The following is a 15,850-nucleotide window of genomic DNA, read 5'->3' as shown; positions in this document are numbered from 1 at the left end:
AGACGATGCGTTCCGCGACCCGGCTCGCGCTGCTGGTCGGCTGGCTCGGCTATGCGCTCATCCCCTGGTATCTTGCCGAGGGGATGAGCCTGACCGGATCCGGCTGGCTCGCAGGCTACCCATTCGGCAAGGCCGGAACCGCACTGGCGCTGGCGCTTTCGGGCGCCGCACCCTGGCTGCTGCCGATCGGCCTCGTCCTGCTCGTCGCGACTCTGCTGAGCGGCAGGGAGTCGTCCCCCGCCACGGGAAAGATCCTGGCCTGGGCCGGTTTCGCCGGTCTCGTCCTCTTCTTCGCCCAGGGCTTCGCCGTCACGCTGAAAGGCCAGGGCATCCCCTGGCTCGCGGCCTTGCTGGGCGGTGCCGGCGCCGCCCAGCCCGGGATGGGCTTCGGCGCCTTCCTGACCGTGCTGTCGCTGCTGCTGCTGCTCTGCCACGGCCTGGCCTATCGCGGGGTCTGCCGCGGCGATCTGTTCACGACCTCCTCGATCGGCATCGTCGTGCTGCTGATCAGCCTGTTCATCTTCCTGCCGATGGCGACGATCCTGCAGAGCGCGCTCGTCGATTCCGACGGGGCGCTGGCGCTCGCCGATTTCGGCGAGCGCTTCCTCAGCCCCAGCATCTGGGGGCTCGGCTGCCTCACCGCCAACACCAATTGCGGCGTCGCCTGGAACACGCTGATCCTGGCGGTGCTGACCGGCATCATCACCACCCTGCTCGGCCTCGCCTGCGCGCTCCTGATCCTGCGCACCGGCATGCCCGGCAAGCGGGCCATGCGCCTGCTCACCGTGCTGCCGATCATCACGCCGCCCTTCGTCATCGGTCTCGCGCTGATCCTGCTCTTCGGCCGCTCCGGCCTGGTCTCGACGGTGCTGTTCGAGTGGTTCGGCATCCCGCGCTCGCGCTGGATCTACGGCCTGCCGGGGGTGCTGCTGGCGCAGGTTCTCGCCTTCGCACCGATCGCCTTCCTGGTCCTGATCGGCGTGGTGCAAGGCATCGCGCCCAGCCTGGAAGAGGCCTCGCAGACGCTCGGCGCCAAGCGCTGGACGACGTTCCGGACAGTGACCTGGCCATTACTACGGCCCGGCCTCGCCAACTCGTTCCTGCTCGGCTTCGTCGAGAGCATGGCCGATTTCGGCAACCCGCTGGTCCTCGGCGGCAATTTCGAGGTGCTTTCGACCAAGATCTTCTTCGCCGTCGTCGGCGCCGCGCATAACCAGGGCCAGGCGGCGGTACTCGCCATCGTGCTGCTCGGCTTCACGCTCGCCGCCTTCTGGGCGCAGCAGCGCTGGCTCGGCAGCAAGTCCTACACGACCGTCACCGGCAAGGGCGATTCCGGCCTGCCGACCCCCTTGCCGCGACGCATCACCTGGATCGCCGCGCTGGTGATCGTGCCCTGGGTAGCACTGACCGCAATCATCTACATCGTCATCCTGATGGGCGGCTTCGTGAAGACGATGGGGCGCGACTACACCCCGACGCTGCAGCACTACATCACCGGCTTCTCGGTCGATCTCAGCCGCGGCCTGCATTTCGACGGCTCGGCCTGGCCATCCTTCTTCACCACGCTGAAGCTGGCGGCGATCTCGGCGCCGCTGACGGCGCTGGTCGGCCTGCTGACGGCCTATCTGCTGACGCGCCAGCGCTTCGCCGGCCGCGGCGCGCTGGAATTCGCGACCATGCTGAGCTTCGCCATTCCCGGCACGGTTCTCGGCGTCGCCTATATCCTCGCCTTCAACGTGCCGCCGGTCGAGATCACCGGCACCGGCCTGATCCTCGTCATCGCCTTCGTCTTCCGCAACATGCCGGTCGGCGTTCGCTCCGGCATCGCCGGCCTCTCGCAGATCGACAAGAGCCTGGACGAGGCTTCGGCCACGCTCTCGGCCCGCAGCTTCACCACGCTCTGGCGGGTCGTGCTGCCCCTGCTGCGCCCCGCCCTCGTCGCGGCCTTGGTCTACAGCTTCGTGCGCAGCATGACGACGGTCAGCGCCGTGATCTTCCTGGTCTCGGCCGAGTACAATCTCGCCACCGCCTATATCGTCGGGCGGGTCGAGGCCGGCGAGTTCGGGCTGGCGATCGCCTATTCCTCGGTGCTGATCGTGGTCATGGCCATCGGCATCAGCCTGATCCAGCTCGGCGTCGGCGAGCGCAAGCTCGGCCGCCGCAGCGCGCCAGCCCTCGCGACCTCGGCCGCCGAGCCAGTCAAGTAAGGATACCGTACTGCGATGACCAGGCAGGGCCCCGCCTCCGTCGAATTCCGCAATGTCAGCATGCGCTATGGCGCGGTCACGGCCGTCGACAATGTCAGCTTCGACATCGAGGCGGGCAAGCTGGTGACGCTGCTCGGCCCTTCCGGCTGCGGCAAGACCACGACTCTGCGGATGATCGCCGGGCTCGAGATCGCCAGCGCAGGCCAGATCCTGATCGGCGGCAAGGACGTCACCAAGCTCTCGGCGGCCGACCGCGACGTCAGCATGGTGTTCCAGTCCTATGCGCTCTTTCCGCATATGAACGTGCTGGAGAACGCCGCCTATGGACCGATCGTGAAGGGCCTGCCGAAGGAAACGGCGCGCGAGATGGCGCTGGAGAAGCTCGCCTTGGTCGGCCTCAAGGGCTTCGAGAAGCGCCTTCCGTCGGAATTGTCGGGCGGGCAGCAGCAGCGCGTCGCGGTCGCCCGCGCGCTGGTGCTGGAGCCCCAGGTGCTGCTCTTCGACGAGCCGCTCTCCAATCTCGACGCCAAGCTGCGCCGGCGCGTGCGCGAGGAAATCCGCGAGCTGCAGCAGAACCTCAACCTGACCGTCGCCTATGTCACCCACGACCAGGAGGAGGCGCTCGCCGTCTCCGACCGGATCATCGTGATGTCGAACGCCAGGATCGCCCAGGAAGGTGCACCGCGGGAGCTCTACGAACAGCCGGTCAACGCCTTCGTCGCCGACTTCATCGGCGACGCCAATCTGCTCGACGTCACGATCCGCTCGGTCGCCGGGGACACCGCGGAGACGGCGCTCGGCCCTGCGATCCTGTCGCTGCCGGCGCGCGGCCTGCCTCCCGGCCCCGCCCGGATCGCGATTCGTCCCGAGAGCCTTCTCATCGACGGCCCGGCGGCCGGCGCTTCGCTGCCCGGCACGGTGCGCAAGTGCACCTATCTCGGCAACCATCAGGACATCATGGTCGCCACCGAGCTCGGCGAGCTTTTCGTCGTTCGCCACGGTACCCATGGCATGCTGGCGCCGGGCACGCCAGTGACGCTCGGTTTCGCCGGATCAGGCGTCACCCTGATCCCGCCCGCCTGACCTGAGCACGAAGAATCACGATTCTCAGATCGCTGATTTCTGCCGCAATATCAGCATGTTTGGCGTGCATAGGCGGTAAGCTGGCTAATGAAAATCTCAAGAATCCGGGCTATGCTGCGGCCCTGAGTCGATAGAATCTCGGAAAGACCCTCTGCACGATGAACCCAAGCGACAACGCCACCACCATTCTCATCCACCTTGCCGGCGGCGTCGCGCTGCTGATCTGGGCGGTGCGGCTGGTGCGAACGGGGGCGATGCGCGCCTTCGGCGTCTCGCTGCGGCAGGCGCTGCAGAGCTTCACCCGCAATCGCTTCGCCGCCTTCGGCAGCGGCATCGCCGTCACCATGGTCTTGCAGAGTTCGACGGCGACGACGCTCCTCGTTTCCTCTTTCGCCGGCCGCGACCTCATCGTCCCGGCCATGGCACTGGCGGTATTGCTCGGCGCCAATCTCGGCACGGCGCTCGCCGCCTTCGTCATCTCGATGGATCTCGGCTGGGTCTGGGGCGTGTGCGTCGCGCTCGGCGTCGCGCTCTATCTCGGCCATGAAGCGATGGATCGGGCCCGCAATATCGGGCGCGTCCTCGTCGGAATCGGACTGATCCTGCTGTCGCTGATCGAGCTCAACGCCGCCGCCGCCCCGCTGGCCCAGTCGCCGACCTTCCGCACCGTGCTCGGCGCGCTCGCCGGCGAGCCGCTGCTGGCGATCCTGGTCGCCGTCGCCGCGACCTGGCTGACCCATTCGAGCATCGCGATCATCCTGCTGATCGCGACATTCGCGGCCTCCGGCCTGTTTCCGCCGGCGACGGCGGTCGCGCTCGTGCTCGGCGCCAATCTCGGCAATGCGCTCATCCCGGTGCTCAACCAGCTCGGCGCGCCGGCCGCACAGCGCCGTGCCGCCATCGGCAACCTCCTGACGCGGCTGATCCTCGTCGCCGTCCTGCTGCCCTTCGCCAAGCCGCTCTCGGCCTGGCTGCAGGCCCTGCCCGGGCAGGACCCGCGCCTCGCCATCGAGTTCCATGTCGCGCTCAACCTGGTCGGCGCGCTGATCTTCCTGCCCTTCGTCGGACCGATTTCGGCTCTCGTCGCGCGGTTCATGCCGGGCCAGAAGGCGACCGACGCGGTCGTCAAGCCGCGTCATCTCGACCCGAGCGTGCTCGACAGTCCGACCGAGGCGCTGGCCGGCGCGATGCGCGAGGCGCTCAGCCTCGGCGACCGCGTCGAGGCCATGCTGCACGACACCATGGAGATGATCGGCAAGGACGAGCTCAAGCTCTCGCGCGCCATCGCCCAGGCGGATGACGGCGTCGACGCCATCCATGAATCGATCAAGCTCTATCTGGTGAAGGTCTCGCGCAACGAGCTGAGCGAGGCCGAGAGCCGTCGGCTGGTCGAGATCATCACGCTGATCACCAATCTCGAGCATATCGGCGACATCATCGACAAGAATCTGCGCGAGCTCGGCGAGAAGAAGATCCGCAAGCGCTACGCCTTCTCGCCGGAAGGCCTCGCGGAGATCCGCGACTTCCACCAGCGCGTCGCCTCCGGGCTGCGCCTTGCGCTCAACGTCTTCGCGACCCGCGACGTCGCGCTGGCGCGCCAGCTCTTCGCCGAGAAGGCGCCGATGCGCGACGCCGAGCGCCACGCCGCCGAGAGCCATTTCGAGCGCCTGCGCAGCGGCCGGCCGGAATCGATCGAGACCAGCGCGATCCATCTCGACATCATCCGCGACCTCAAGCGCATCCATGGCCACGCGGTGGCGATCGGCTATCCGATCCTGGAAAGCGCCAATGCGCTGCGCGAGAGCCGGCTCAAGGCCGATGAAGAGTCGAAGTCGGAGGTCAAGCTCGCGGCAGCGCCACAACCGGGCCGCTAAAATCGGCCTGCGGACGCGATTTCGGCTTTGGCGCCATGGTCGCCATGCGCCGGATGCAGCGCCCGCCAATTGACGTAACGATCGCCCGTCGCCAAGCCTGCGCCATGACCTCGATCCCGCTGAATGTTCGCGCCGCCCGCCCACTGATGCCGATGCTGGCGGCGCTCAGCATGGCGCATCTGCTCAACGACTTGATCCAGTCGATGATCCCGGCGCTCTACCCTCTGATCAAGGAGGCGTATCAGCTCGACTTCGCGCGGATCGGCCTGATCACGCTGGCCTTCCAGGTGACTTCGTCGCTGCTCCAGCCGGTGCTCGGCTACATCACCGACCGCAGGCCTTGGCCCTATGCGATGGTGGCGGGAATGGGCTCGACCCTGCTCGGCCTGCTCGGGCTCTCCTTCGCGGTCAGCTACGAGATGGTGCTGGTCTCGGCGGGGCTGGTCGGGCTCGGCTCGGCGGTGTTCCACCCGGAAGCCACGCGGATGGCCCGCCATGCCGCCGCCGGCCGCCAGGGCTTCGCCCAGGGCGTCTTCCAGATCGGCGGCCATACCGGCTACGCGATCGGCCCGTTGCTGGCCGCCGTCATCGTCGTGCCCCGGGGGCAGCAGAGCCTCGCCTGGTTCTCGGTGGTCGCACTGGCCGCGATGGTACTGATGGTCTGGACCGGCGCGCGCTATGCCGCGATGCGGCGCGACCAGGCGGCGGCGAGCAAGGACAGGCCGCCCGAGCCGGCTGCCGCACGGCTCCCGCGCGCCCATATCGCGCTGGCGATGACCATGCTGATCATCATCCTGTTCTCGAAGAACGCCTACACGGCGGGCTTCACCTCCTACTACACCTTCTACCTGATCGAGCGCTTCGGGATCAGCCTGCAGCTCTCGCAGATCATGCTGTTCCTCTATCTCGTGGTCGGTGCGGTGGGGGTGATCATCGGCGGCATGATCGGCGACCGGATCGGCCGCGACCGGGTGATCTGGATCTCGATCCTGGGCTCGCTGCCCTTCGCCCTGATGCTGCCCTATGCCGATCTGTTCTGGACCGGCGTGCTCAGCATCCTGATCAGCCTGATCATGGCCAGCGCCTTCTCGGCGATCCTGATCTACGCGATCGATCTCGTGCCGCACCGGGTCGGACTGGTCGGCGGCCTGTTCTACGGGCTCGCCTTCGGCCTCGGCGGCATCGCCGCAGCCGGCATCGGCGCGCTGGCCGACCAGATCGGCATCATCGCGGTCTTCAAGCTCTGCTCTTGGCTCCCGGCCGTCGGCCTGCTGGCCTTCCTGCTGCCGCGCATGCCGAACGCGTCCTGAGTTCAGCGCCGCGCGCGAGCGCGCGCAACGCCAGGACTTACCTGCGCTCCAAGACTTACCTGCGTTCCAGGACTTTCGCTCCCGGACTTGCCTTCGCCTCGCCTGACGGCCAGCCGCTACTGCGTCTGACGCCGGGGCGTAGAGTCTTTCGGCGCCGCGTGCCGGCCGCCCGAAGCCTCCATCTGCCGATCCGAGACTTCGGCCTCGTCGTTGCGATGGCGAAAGTTCCAGATCTCCTTGGCTCTCTCCCAGTGCTCGCGATCGCGGCCCTCGGGTTGCCCTTCTTCCATCCAGAGCCGGTAGGCGATCTTGCGGATCTCCCGCTGCGCATTGCCGACATCGGCCATGTCGTCCTCCTTGGCTTGCTGCTGCAGGTCTGCATCAACGCCCGACCGGCCGCATGGTTCCCGGCCAGAAGCACCGCCCGTGCCAGAACGGTCAGCCGCCGGCCACCGCGTTCCTGTTTGCCAATGCGCAAACAAGGCCGGAGGGCGACCCGCTATCGCTGGGCCGCTCCCTTTCGCGACAGGACGGGAGTGCGGCACCGGCCTTCGTCGGTCTGCCGCCGCAACGGCTATTCAGCGGAAGGGGAAATGCATGGCCGAACGTCTGACAAAGGCGGGGGCGCGAAACGTCTTCTATGGCGGCTCGATCTTCTTCTTCGCCATCTTCGTCGGCCTCACGGCCCATAGCCACTGGTTCATCCGGACCCAGTCGACCGATGAAGCGACGCTGACCCCGGCGGTCGCCCGCGGCAAGCATGTCTGGGAGCGCAACTCCTGCATCAACTGCCACACGCTGCTCGGCGAGGGCGCCTATTTCGCGCCGGAGCTCGGCAATGTCTGGAAGCGCTATGGCGGCGACAAGGACCATGCCGGCGCCCGCGAGAGCCTGAAGGCCTGGATGGCTGCGCAGCCGAGCGGGATCGAGGGCCGGCGGCAGATGCCGCAGTTCAACCTCACCGATCAAGAGCTGAACGATCTCGCCGATTTCCTGGAATGGACGAGCCGGATCAAGACCCAGAACTGGCCGCCCAACGATGCCGGTTGAGACAGCGCGACAGGAGAGAGCCATGAGTGGCTACAATACAACGAGATACAAGACCCAAAGCGTCGCGATGCTCTACTTCTACGGCGCGCTGGCGCTGTTCGTCGCGCAGGTGGCGTTCGGAACCCTGGCCGGGCTGATCTACGTCCTGCCCAATACGCTGTCCGAGCTCCTGCCCTTCAGCATCGTACGCATGATCCACACCAACGCGCTGGTGGTCTGGCTGCTGCTCGGCTTCATGGGCGCGACCTATTACCTGCTGCCCGAGGAAGCGCAGACCGAACTCTACAGCACGAAGCTCGCCGTCATCCAGTTCTGGCTGTTCTTCATCGCGGCGGCGGTGGCGGTGGTCGGCTATCTCTTCCGCATCCATGAGGGCCGCGAATTCCTCGAGCAGCCCTTCGCGATCAAGGTCGGCATCGTCGTGGTGGTGCTGATCTTCCTGTTCAACATCACCATGACCTCGCTGAAGGGCCGCAAGACCACCGTCACCAACATCCTGCTTTTCGGCCTGTGGGGCCTGGCGATCTTCTTCCTGTTCGCCTTCTACAACCCGATCAATCTCGCGCTCGACAAGATGTATTGGTGGTACGTCATCCACCTCTGGGTGGAAGGCGTCTGGGAGCTGATCATGGCCTCGGTCCTGGCCTTCCTGATGATCAAGCTCAACGGCGTCGACCGCGAGGTGGTCGAGAAGTGGCTCTATGTCATCGTCGGCCTCGCTTTGTTCTCCGGCATCCTCGGCACAGGCCACCACTATTACTGGATCGGCGCGCCCGGATACTGGCAGTGGATCGGCTCGCTGTTCTCGACGCTCGAGGTTGCGCCCTTCTTCACCATGGTGCTGTTCACCGTCCACATGACCTGGAAGGCCGGCCGTAACCATCCCAACCGCGCAGCGCTGCTCTGGTCGATCGGCTGCTCGGTGATGGCCTTCATCGGCGCCGGCATCTGGGGCTTCCTGAACACGCTGTCCTTCACCAACTACTACACCCACGGCACCCAGCTCACCGCCGCCCATGGCCACCTCGCCTTCTTCGGCGCCTATGTGATGCTGAATCTCGCGGTGATGGCCTACGCCATTCCCGAGCTGAAGAACCGGGCGCCTTACAACCAGTGGCTCTCGATCGTGAGCTTCTGGCTGATGGTGCCGGCGATGATGGTGATGACCTTCGCCCTGACCTTCGCCGGCGTGGTGCAGACCCATCTCCAGCGCGTGCTCGGTCAGTCCTACATGGAGGTCCAGGACCAGCTCGGCCTGTTCTACTGGGTCCGGCTCGGCTCCGGGATCGTCGTGGTGATCGCCGCGCTGATGTTCGCCTGGGCGGTGCTCGTGCCCGGCCGCGAGCGCGAGCCGGAAGCCTTCGGCCTCGCCCAGCCGGCGGAATGACGCCCCGGCCCGCCGGCTCCGGCCGGCGGGCCCTCGCCCACAGCTTTCCCAGGGACTTGCCCGATGAACATGATCTCGCCCCCGCCGCTCGCGGCACCGCCCACCGACGGCTACGACATCCCCGCCTACAGCGCCTCCGGCAATGAACGTGCCCTGTTCGAGAAGGCCTGGGAGAAGCGGCTGCCGCTGCTGCTCAAGGGGCCGACCGGCTCGGGCAAGACCCGCTTCGTCAGCCATATGGCGGCGAGCCTCGGCCTGCCGCTCTTCACCGTGGCCTGCCATGACGATCTCTCGGCCGCCGACCTGACCGGACGGCATCTGCTCAAGGGCGGCGAGACCGTCTGGGTCGACGGGCCGCTGACCCGCGCCGTGCGCGAAGGCGGTCTGTGCTATCTCGACGAGATCGTCGAAGCCCGCAAGGACGTCGCCGTCGTGCTGCATCCCCTGACCGACGACCGGCGCATCCTGCCGCTGGAGCGCACCGGCGAGCTGCTCACGGCCCCGCCCGCCTTCATGCTCGCGGTCTCCTACAACCCCGGCTACCAGAATCTCCTGAAGAACCTGAAGCCCTCGACCCGGCAGCGCTTCGTCTCGATCAGCTTCGACTTCCTGCCGCGCGACAAGGAGATCGCCGTGGTCGCGCAGGAGAGCGGGCTCGACGACAGCGCGGTGGCGCCGCTCGTCGACCTCGCCCGGCGGCTGCGCAGCCTGAAGGGCCAGGATATCGAGGAAGGCGTCTCGACCCGCCTGATCGTCTATGCCGCGAGCCTGATCGCAGCCGGCCTGCCGCGGCGGGAAGCGGTGATGGCGGCGATCATCGAGCCGCTGACCGATGAGCCCGAAGTGCGCGCCGGCCTCGTCGAGGTCGCTCGTGCGGTTCTCGGCTAGGAGAGCGCCATGCTGGACTTCCTCGAGCTCGAGGAAACCGTCGGGCGCTTCTGGCACAAGCTGGTCGGCGACACCGGCAGCCTGGCGCATCACCCGCAGGCGGCGGTGAGCCTGGCCGCGATGGCGCCGGCGCTCGCCGTCTGCTTCCGTGGTTTCGGCGGCGAATCCGGGGTCAGGATCGTCCCCGCCCGCGAGCGCGTCGCGACCCACCGGCTCAATCTGCGCCAGCGCGTCGGCCTCGGCGAGGAACGCCTGGCCCAGGCGCTGCGCGCCTCCGACAGCCTGCAGCTGCCGGCCGAGATCGCCATCTTCCCCGAGGCTGCCCTGAACCGCGATCTCTATGTCTGGCTGACCGCCTGCATGGCGCGGATGACACCGCGCGCCGTCACGGAGACCGATCCGCTGCGGCGCGACCTCGCCCTGATTGCCGCAGCGAGCCGACTGGTCGGCGATGTGCTGACGACCTTCCCGGGGCTCGCTCCGATTTATCGACGGCTCGCCACGGCGACGCTGGAAACCCGCCGACGCGCCGGCCTGCCGGCGACCGAAGCCCGGGTCGAAGCGCTGATCGGCGCTCTGCTGCGGGGCGAGGACATTGCCATCGAGGCCGGGGACTGGCCGGCGAAGGCACCGCCTGGCTACCTGCCGGCACTCGACGTCGCGCTCTGGCCGCTCGCCAGCGCCAGCAAGCTGGCGCGTTCGCGCCGCAATGACGAGGACAGGCCGCTTCCGGGCACTCCGCCCGCTGCGGCCGAGGAGATGAAGACCTATGCCGCCAGCCGCGACGAGACGGCGGAAGCCTGGAGCGAGCGCAGCCCCTTCATCCTGAACCGCTTTGAGAAGATCCTGGCGATGTCGGAGATGGTTGCTGTCGACCGCCCCTCCGACGACAGCGACGAACACGATCCCGAAGCGGCCGACGAGCTCGACGACATGGTGCTGAGCGAGCGCAAGGGCCGTCCGGCCTCGCGCTTCCGCTTCGACCTCGACCTGCCGCCCGAAGCCATGGACGAGACGGTGCTGGCCGGGCCTCTGACCTATCCGGAATGGGATTTTCGCAGCGCCAGCTATCGCGAGGACTATTGCCGCGTCCTGTCGGCCATCGCCGGGCAGGAACTCGCTGCCCCCACCCCCGATCCGGCGACGCAGGCGCTGGTCCGGCAGGTGCGCCGCCAGTTCGAGGCCTTGCGCCCCCTGCGCGAGCCGCAGCGCGGCCAGATCGACGGGCCGGATCTCGATCTCGACGCGGTGGTGCGTCGCCAGGCCGACCTCGCCGCCGGCGGGCCGGGCAGCGACCGCATCCATATCGCGAGCCGCCCGCAGGCGCATGATCTCGCGGTGACGACCTTGATGGACGTCTCGCTCTCGACCGATTCCTGGTTCGACGATCTGCGCGTGCTCGATGTCGAGAAGCAGGCGCTCACCGTCTTCGCCCATGGCCTCGCCGCCTGCGGCGACCGGCACGAGATCCTGACCTTCACCTCGCGCCGGCGCGACTGGGTCAGGATCGAGACACTGAAGCGCTTCGACGAGGCGATGGGACCCGCGGTCGAAGCGCGCATCGCCGCATTGAAGCCGGGCTACTACACCCGCATCGGCGCGGCGATCCGCCATGCCGCGGCCGGGCTCAAGGCCCGCCCCGACCGCCGCAAGCTGCTGCTGGTGCTGACCGACGGCAAGCCCAACGACATCGACCATTACGAGGGCCGCTTCGCCATGGAGGACACCCGCATGGCGGTGATCGAGGCACGCCGCGCCGGCATCTGCGTCTTTGCCGTGACGGTCGACCGCGAGTCGCGCGCCTACATCCCCTATCTGTTCGGCCGCAACGGCCATGCCGTGGTCTCGAAGCTGGAGCGTCTGCCGACCGCCCTGCCCGCGATCTACCGCGCGCTGGCAGCCTGAGGAGCCCTGTCATGACCGATGCCCAGATGGGTCTCGCCGTCGCCACGCCCGCCATCATCGTGATGGCGCTGCTGCTCTATCGCATGGGCGTGCTCCAGAAGGGCGGCGTCACTGCTGCGGTACTGATGTCGCTCGCCATCGCGACCATGCTGTTTCTCGAACAATGAGGCGGTTGCCTGCGCGCTCTTTGAGATTCGACAAATTGCCGCAGGCGCAGCGCCGCTAGGCTCGTCAGGCTCCCCGCATTTTCGGGGTCTACCGGAGCCGACACCATGACGACAATGCCGCTCGAACCCCTCGACGTCCGCATGATCCCGCCGGTCGTTCGCCATGCGACGATCTTCGGGATCCTCGAACGCCTGCCGCCCGGCGAGAGCTTCAGTATCGTCAACGATCACGATCCGGCGCCGCTGCGCCGGCAGATCGAGGCGCGCTATCCCGGCACCTATAGCTGGTCCTACATCGTGCAGGGGCCTGAGATCTGGCAGGTCGAGATCGGTCATGCCGGGGCCAATGAGGCCGATTGCGGCGGCCATGACGAAGGCCAGGCCTGCACCTGCGGCCACTGATGCCCGCCCGGTCGCCGCGCCGGACCAGACGCTGACTGGCGATCCATTTCCGTCCCGCAGCATCGGATCCCTCCGGAAAGCCGAAACCACTTTCCGGTCCGATGCTCCTGCCTCGCTCGGGAGACCCGGCCATGCCGATGGCGTCGCTGTCCCGCTGGACGATGAGCTATTTCGCGGCCGCGCTCGGCTTCCTGCTGGCGGCCGAGCTTCTCGTCATCGCCGGCATCGGCTATCCCGGCGCCGGGCTCCTCGAACCCGCGACTCTCGTGGTCGTCCATGTCGTGGCGATCGGCTGGCTCAGCCTCGCCATGGCCGGCGCGCTGCTTCAGTTCGTTCCTGTGCTGGTCGCGCGCCCCCTCGCCTTTCCGGGGCTCGCCCTCCCGGCCCTGCTCTCGCTTCTATCCGGGCTTCTTTTGCTCTGTACCGGTTTCGCCAGCCTCGCCGGCTGGACCGACTGGCCGGTGGCGCTGATGCCGCTGGCCGCCCTGGCGCTGCTCGGCGGTTTCCTGCTGCTCGGGCTGATGCTCGTCGCGACATTGCTGAGCGCGAGGCCGGTGACGCTGTTCGCGCGCTTCGTCCTGGTCGGGCTCGGCTGCCTGCTCGTCACCGTTATCAGCGGTGCGACCTTCGCCGCCATCCTCTCCGGCCGCGGCGACTGGCTTGGAGAGATCGCCCTCCTGCCCGCCGGCCTGCCCTTCCATGCCCTGCTCGGCTTCGGCGGCTGGCTCGGACTAATCGCCTTCGGCGTCAGCTACCGGCTCCTCGTCATGTTCCTGATGGCGCCGGAGCCGCCGGCCGGGCAGGTTCGCCTCGTTTTGATCTTCGGCAGCCTCGGTCTCGGCCTCGCGCTCGCCGGGCTGCTCGCCCCGCTTGCGGATGTAGGGCTCGGGGCCGGCTTCGCCGTGGCGCCGCTCGGAGCGCTGGCGCTCGCAAGTGCCTTCTATGGCCGCGATATTCTCGTCCTCTATCACGCGCGCCGGCGCAAAGCGCTCGAGATCAACATGCTGGCGAGCATTCCGGCCTTCGCGGCGCTCGGCATCGGGCTGCCGCTTCTGCCCGTCGTGACCGCAGCCGGCGCACCGGAGAGCTGGCTCGCAGCATCGGTCTTCCTCCTGGTTTTCGGCTGGCTCGGCGGACTGACCCTGGCGCAGCTCATGAAGATCGTCTCCTTCATGACCTGGCTCGAAACCTATGCCTCGCGACTCGGGCGCGGACCGGCGCCGCGGGTCGGCGATCTCGTCGCCATGCCCCGCTCCGGGCTCTGGTTCATGCTCTACTATGCCGGCGTCGCGCTCGGGACCGTCGCACTCGCCGCCGGGCTCGCCACCGCCTTCAGATATGCCATGCTGCCGGCCCTGATCGGAACCGCCGGCATCGCCTGCGAGCTGATGAGGGTGCGGCGCTTGTCCGAAATCAAGGCCGAGCAACGGCCGCCCTTCCATGAATTCCCGCGGCTGCTGCTGGCACGCGCCGAGGAAAGGAGACAACCTCATGTCGACGACCGAACCGCTGCAAATCCGCGAGCTTGACGTCAGGCCGGCGCTGCGTGCCGGCGAGGAGCCGTTCCAGGCGATCATGGACGCCGTCAGCACGCTGGCGCCCGGCCAGTCGCTGCGCCTGATCGCACCGTTCCGGCCAGTGCCGTTGTTTTCGGTGATGGCCAATCGCGGCTTCGCCGCGAGCGACCGCGCCATCGGCAATGGAGACTGGGAGGTCACCTTCTCGCCGGTTGCGGCGGAGCAGGACGACAGGGCGGGCCTCGCCGTCGGCAGCAGCCCCTCGGCCGTATCCTGGGGAACGCCGATCGAGGAGCTCGATCTGCGCGATCTCGATCCGCCGGAGCCGATGGTCCGAATCCTGGAAGCGCTGGAAGATCTGCAGGCCGGCGACGTGCTGTTCGCCCTGCTGGTGCGCGAGCCGGTGTTCCTGTTCCCGGAGCTGGCGAAGCGCCAGCATGAATGGGCCGGCAATTTCGACGAATCGGGCGCGACCTATCGCCTGCTGGTCCGCCATGGCGGCGGAAGCGCGCACTGATGAGCGCCCCGCTGGAACGTTTGGTCGAGATCGCCCTGCGCGACGTGCTCGACCCCGAGATGGGCCGCAGCGTCGTCGATCTCGGCCTGATCTATGACATCGCCGCGACGCCCGAAGGCGCGGTCGCCATCACCATGACGACGACCACGCGCGGCTGTCCCCTCGCCGGCTTCCTCAAGGAGGCTGTCGCAGTGGCAGCCGGCGCCATAAGCGGGGTCACCTCGGTCGAGGTCGCGCTGACCTACGAGCCCGCCTGGGAACCGGCGATGATCGCCGCCGAATGACCCCGACGATCATGCGCTGAACGCATGATCGTCAAAAATGTTGCGCTGCGACAAAGAGCGATTCAGCCCTGGTCCTAAAGTCTTCTCAACCGGTCGATGTCCGGCCGTTGGCAAGGAGACAAGCCATGGGCGAAGAGTTCAAACTGACCCGCCGCAGCATTCTGGCGGGAGCGGCGGCCACCGGGGCGATCGTCCAGGCTGCGACTTCCGCTCCGGCGCAGGCCCAGGGCGTGATGACTAAGGCGAGCGCTACCGACGTGGCCAAACTGCCGCGCGTCAAGCCGAAGCTGGTCGATCCCCCGTTCGTCCACGCGCATGAGCAGATCGCCACCGGCGGTCCGAAGCTCGTCGAGTTCGAGATGACGATCCATGAGAAGAAGATCATCCTCGACGACGCCGGCACCGAGACCTTCGCCTTCACCTTCAACGGTACCGTCCCCGGCCCGCTGATGGTCGTGCATGAAGGCGACTATGTCGAGCTGACGCTGATCAACGCCGAAACCAACGAGCTGATGCACAATATCGACTTCCATTCGTCGACAGGTGCGCTCGGCGGCGGCGGACTGACCGAGGTCAACCCGGGCGAGAAGGTCGTGCTGCGCTGGAAGGCCACCCGGCCGGGCGTCTTCGTCTACCACTGCGCCCCTCCGGGCATGGTCCCCTGGCACGTCACCGCCGGCATGAACGGCGCCATCATGGTGCTGCCGCGCGACGGGTTGAAGGACCATCAGGGCAAGGCGCTGAAATACGACAAGGTCTACTATGTCGGCGAGCAGGACTTCTATGTGCCTCGCGACGAGAAGGGCAACTTCAAGCGCTATGCCAGCGTCGGCGAGTCGCATGACGACGTCGTCAAGGCGATGCGCACCCTGACCCCGACCCATGTCGTCTTCAACGGCAAGGTCGGCGCCCTGACCGGCAAGGCGGCCCTGACCGCCAAGGTTGGCGAGACCGTGCTGATCGTCCATTCGCAGGCCAATCGCGACACCCGCCCGCATCTGATCGGCGGCCATGGCGACTATGTCTGGGCGACCGGCAAGTTCCGCAACCCGCCGGAGCGCGACCTCGAGACCTGGTTCATCCCCGGCGGCTGCGCGGGAGCAGCGCTCTACACCTTCCTGCAGCCGGGCATCTACGCCTATGTCAACCACAACCTGATCGAGGCCTTCGAGCTCGGCGCCGCCGGACATTTCAAGGTCGAGGGCGAGTGGAATGACGATCTGATGAAGCAGATCATCGCGCCCGCCGGCATCTGACCG

The 15,850-nt window shown here is 67.4% G+C and carries 15 protein-coding genes; 14 read left to right on the top strand and 1 reads right to left on the bottom strand.

Annotated features, from left to right (window positions below; all coding sequences use genetic code 11):
* Positions 1-5: 5 nt before the first annotated feature.
* The 4 genes from ACWGRX_RS01435 (at position 6) to ACWGRX_RS01420 (ending at position 6,474) form a co-directional block, all read left to right on the top strand.
* Positions 6-2,207, top strand: a complete 2,202-nt coding sequence (locus ACWGRX_RS01435) for an ABC transporter permease (RefSeq protein ID WP_452116124.1) — start codon at positions 6-8, stop codon at positions 2,205-2,207.
* 15 nt (positions 2,208-2,222) lie between these two features.
* Positions 2,223-3,290 (top strand): ABC transporter ATP-binding protein, encoded by a 1,068-nt coding sequence (locus ACWGRX_RS01430; RefSeq protein ID WP_291634738.1) that lies wholly within the window; start codon positions 2,223-2,225, stop codon positions 3,288-3,290.
* Between the two features lie 158 nt (positions 3,291-3,448).
* Positions 3,449-5,164 carry a Na/Pi cotransporter family protein gene (locus tag ACWGRX_RS01425; RefSeq protein ID WP_291634741.1) on the top strand — a complete coding sequence of 572 codons (1,716 nt, stop codon included), beginning with the start codon at positions 3,449-3,451 and terminating at the stop codon, positions 5,162-5,164.
* A gap of 104 nt (positions 5,165-5,268) precedes the next feature.
* Positions 5,269-6,474 (top strand): MFS transporter, encoded by a 1,206-nt coding sequence (locus ACWGRX_RS01420; RefSeq protein WP_452116123.1) that lies wholly within the window; start codon positions 5,269-5,271, stop codon positions 6,472-6,474.
* Positions 6,475-6,590: 116 nt separating this feature from the next.
* Here ACWGRX_RS01420 and ACWGRX_RS01415 read toward each other — a convergent pair whose 3' ends face one another.
* Complete coding sequence (locus ACWGRX_RS01415; protein ID WP_452116122.1) at positions 6,591-6,821, bottom strand: DUF2934 domain-containing protein; 231 nt, start codon at positions 6,819-6,821, stop codon at positions 6,591-6,593.
* Positions 6,822-7,071: 250 nt separating this feature from the next.
* Between ACWGRX_RS01415 and ACWGRX_RS01410 the strand changes: the two genes are divergently transcribed.
* From ACWGRX_RS01410 to nirK, 10 genes are all read left to right on the top strand, one after another.
* Positions 7,072-7,524 (top strand): c-type cytochrome, encoded by a 453-nt coding sequence (locus ACWGRX_RS01410; RefSeq protein ID WP_291634747.1) that lies wholly within the window; start codon positions 7,072-7,074, stop codon positions 7,522-7,524.
* Between the two features lie 22 nt (positions 7,525-7,546).
* Positions 7,547-8,911: a cbb3-type cytochrome c oxidase subunit I gene (locus ACWGRX_RS01405; protein WP_291634748.1), complete on the top strand. Its 1,365-nt coding sequence runs from the start codon at positions 7,547-7,549 to the stop codon at positions 8,909-8,911.
* Between the two features lie 69 nt (positions 8,912-8,980).
* Positions 8,981-9,799, top strand: a complete 819-nt coding sequence (locus tag ACWGRX_RS01400; protein ID WP_452116500.1) for a CbbQ/NirQ/NorQ/GpvN family protein — start codon at positions 8,981-8,983, stop codon at positions 9,797-9,799.
* Positions 9,800-9,808: 9 nt separating this feature from the next.
* Complete coding sequence (locus ACWGRX_RS01395) at positions 9,809-11,704, top strand: nitric oxide reductase activation protein NorD (protein ID WP_452116121.1); 1,896 nt, start codon at positions 9,809-9,811, stop codon at positions 11,702-11,704.
* A gap of 11 nt (positions 11,705-11,715) precedes the next feature.
* Positions 11,716-11,871, top strand: coding sequence for a hypothetical protein (locus ACWGRX_RS01390; RefSeq protein ID WP_184231634.1), 156 nt, complete (start codon positions 11,716-11,718; stop codon positions 11,869-11,871).
* Between the two features lie 105 nt (positions 11,872-11,976).
* Positions 11,977-12,273 carry a DUF2249 domain-containing protein gene (locus tag ACWGRX_RS01385; RefSeq protein WP_291634757.1) on the top strand — a complete coding sequence of 99 codons (297 nt, stop codon included), beginning with the start codon at positions 11,977-11,979 and terminating at the stop codon, positions 12,271-12,273.
* A gap of 131 nt (positions 12,274-12,404) precedes the next feature.
* Positions 12,405-13,802 carry a hypothetical protein gene (locus ACWGRX_RS01380; RefSeq protein WP_452116120.1) on the top strand — a complete coding sequence of 466 codons (1,398 nt, stop codon included), beginning with the start codon at positions 12,405-12,407 and terminating at the stop codon, positions 13,800-13,802.
* A complete protein-coding gene (locus tag ACWGRX_RS01375) occupies positions 13,765-14,307 on the top strand; it encodes a DUF2249 domain-containing protein (RefSeq protein WP_452116119.1) in 543 nt (180 codons plus the stop codon). The genes ACWGRX_RS01380 and ACWGRX_RS01375 overlap by 38 nt, the downstream gene beginning before the upstream one ends.
* A complete protein-coding gene (locus ACWGRX_RS01370) occupies positions 14,307-14,591 on the top strand; it encodes a metal-sulfur cluster assembly factor (RefSeq protein ID WP_452116118.1) in 285 nt (94 codons plus the stop codon). The genes ACWGRX_RS01375 and ACWGRX_RS01370 overlap by 1 nt, the downstream gene beginning before the upstream one ends.
* A 125-nt stretch (positions 14,592-14,716) precedes the next feature.
* Positions 14,717-15,847 carry a copper-containing nitrite reductase gene (nirK, locus tag ACWGRX_RS01365; RefSeq protein WP_452116117.1) on the top strand — a complete coding sequence of 377 codons (1,131 nt, stop codon included), beginning with the start codon at positions 14,717-14,719 and terminating at the stop codon, positions 15,845-15,847.
* The last annotated feature ends 3 nt before the right edge of the window (positions 15,848-15,850 follow it).

The sequence above is a fragment of the Allobosea sp. NPDC055594 genome, assembly GCF_053618995.1.
The sequence above is the reverse complement of the archived record's forward strand: the minus strand, read 5'-3'. Positions and strand labels throughout refer to the sequence as shown.

Coding starts and splice junctions, on each gene's coding strand:
- ACWGRX_RS01435 (WP_452116124.1), top strand. CDS start 6: ATGCGTTCCGCGACCCGGCTCGCGCTGCTGGTCGGCTGGCTCGGCTAT.
- ACWGRX_RS01430 (WP_291634738.1), top strand. CDS start 2,223: ATGACCAGGCAGGGCCCCGCCTCCGTCGAATTCCGCAATGTCAGCATG.
- ACWGRX_RS01425 (WP_291634741.1), top strand. CDS start 3,449: ATGAACCCAAGCGACAACGCCACCACCATTCTCATCCACCTTGCCGGC.
- ACWGRX_RS01420 (WP_452116123.1), top strand. CDS start 5,269: ATGACCTCGATCCCGCTGAATGTTCGCGCCGCCCGCCCACTGATGCCG.
- ACWGRX_RS01415 (WP_452116122.1), bottom strand. CDS start 6,821: ATGGCCGATGTCGGCAATGCGCAGCGGGAGATCCGCAAGATCGCCTAC.
- ACWGRX_RS01410 (WP_291634747.1), top strand. CDS start 7,072: ATGGCCGAACGTCTGACAAAGGCGGGGGCGCGAAACGTCTTCTATGGC.
- ACWGRX_RS01405 (WP_291634748.1), top strand. CDS start 7,547: ATGAGTGGCTACAATACAACGAGATACAAGACCCAAAGCGTCGCGATG.
- ACWGRX_RS01400 (WP_452116500.1), top strand. CDS start 8,981: ATGATCTCGCCCCCGCCGCTCGCGGCACCGCCCACCGACGGCTACGAC.
- ACWGRX_RS01395 (WP_452116121.1), top strand. CDS start 9,809: ATGCTGGACTTCCTCGAGCTCGAGGAAACCGTCGGGCGCTTCTGGCAC.
- ACWGRX_RS01390 (WP_184231634.1), top strand. CDS start 11,716: ATGACCGATGCCCAGATGGGTCTCGCCGTCGCCACGCCCGCCATCATC.
- ACWGRX_RS01385 (WP_291634757.1), top strand. CDS start 11,977: ATGACGACAATGCCGCTCGAACCCCTCGACGTCCGCATGATCCCGCCG.
- ACWGRX_RS01380 (WP_452116120.1), top strand. CDS start 12,405: ATGCCGATGGCGTCGCTGTCCCGCTGGACGATGAGCTATTTCGCGGCC.
- ACWGRX_RS01375 (WP_452116119.1), top strand. CDS start 13,765: ATGTCGACGACCGAACCGCTGCAAATCCGCGAGCTTGACGTCAGGCCG.
- ACWGRX_RS01370 (WP_452116118.1), top strand. CDS start 14,307: ATGAGCGCCCCGCTGGAACGTTTGGTCGAGATCGCCCTGCGCGACGTG.
- nirK (WP_452116117.1), top strand. CDS start 14,717: ATGGGCGAAGAGTTCAAACTGACCCGCCGCAGCATTCTGGCGGGAGCG.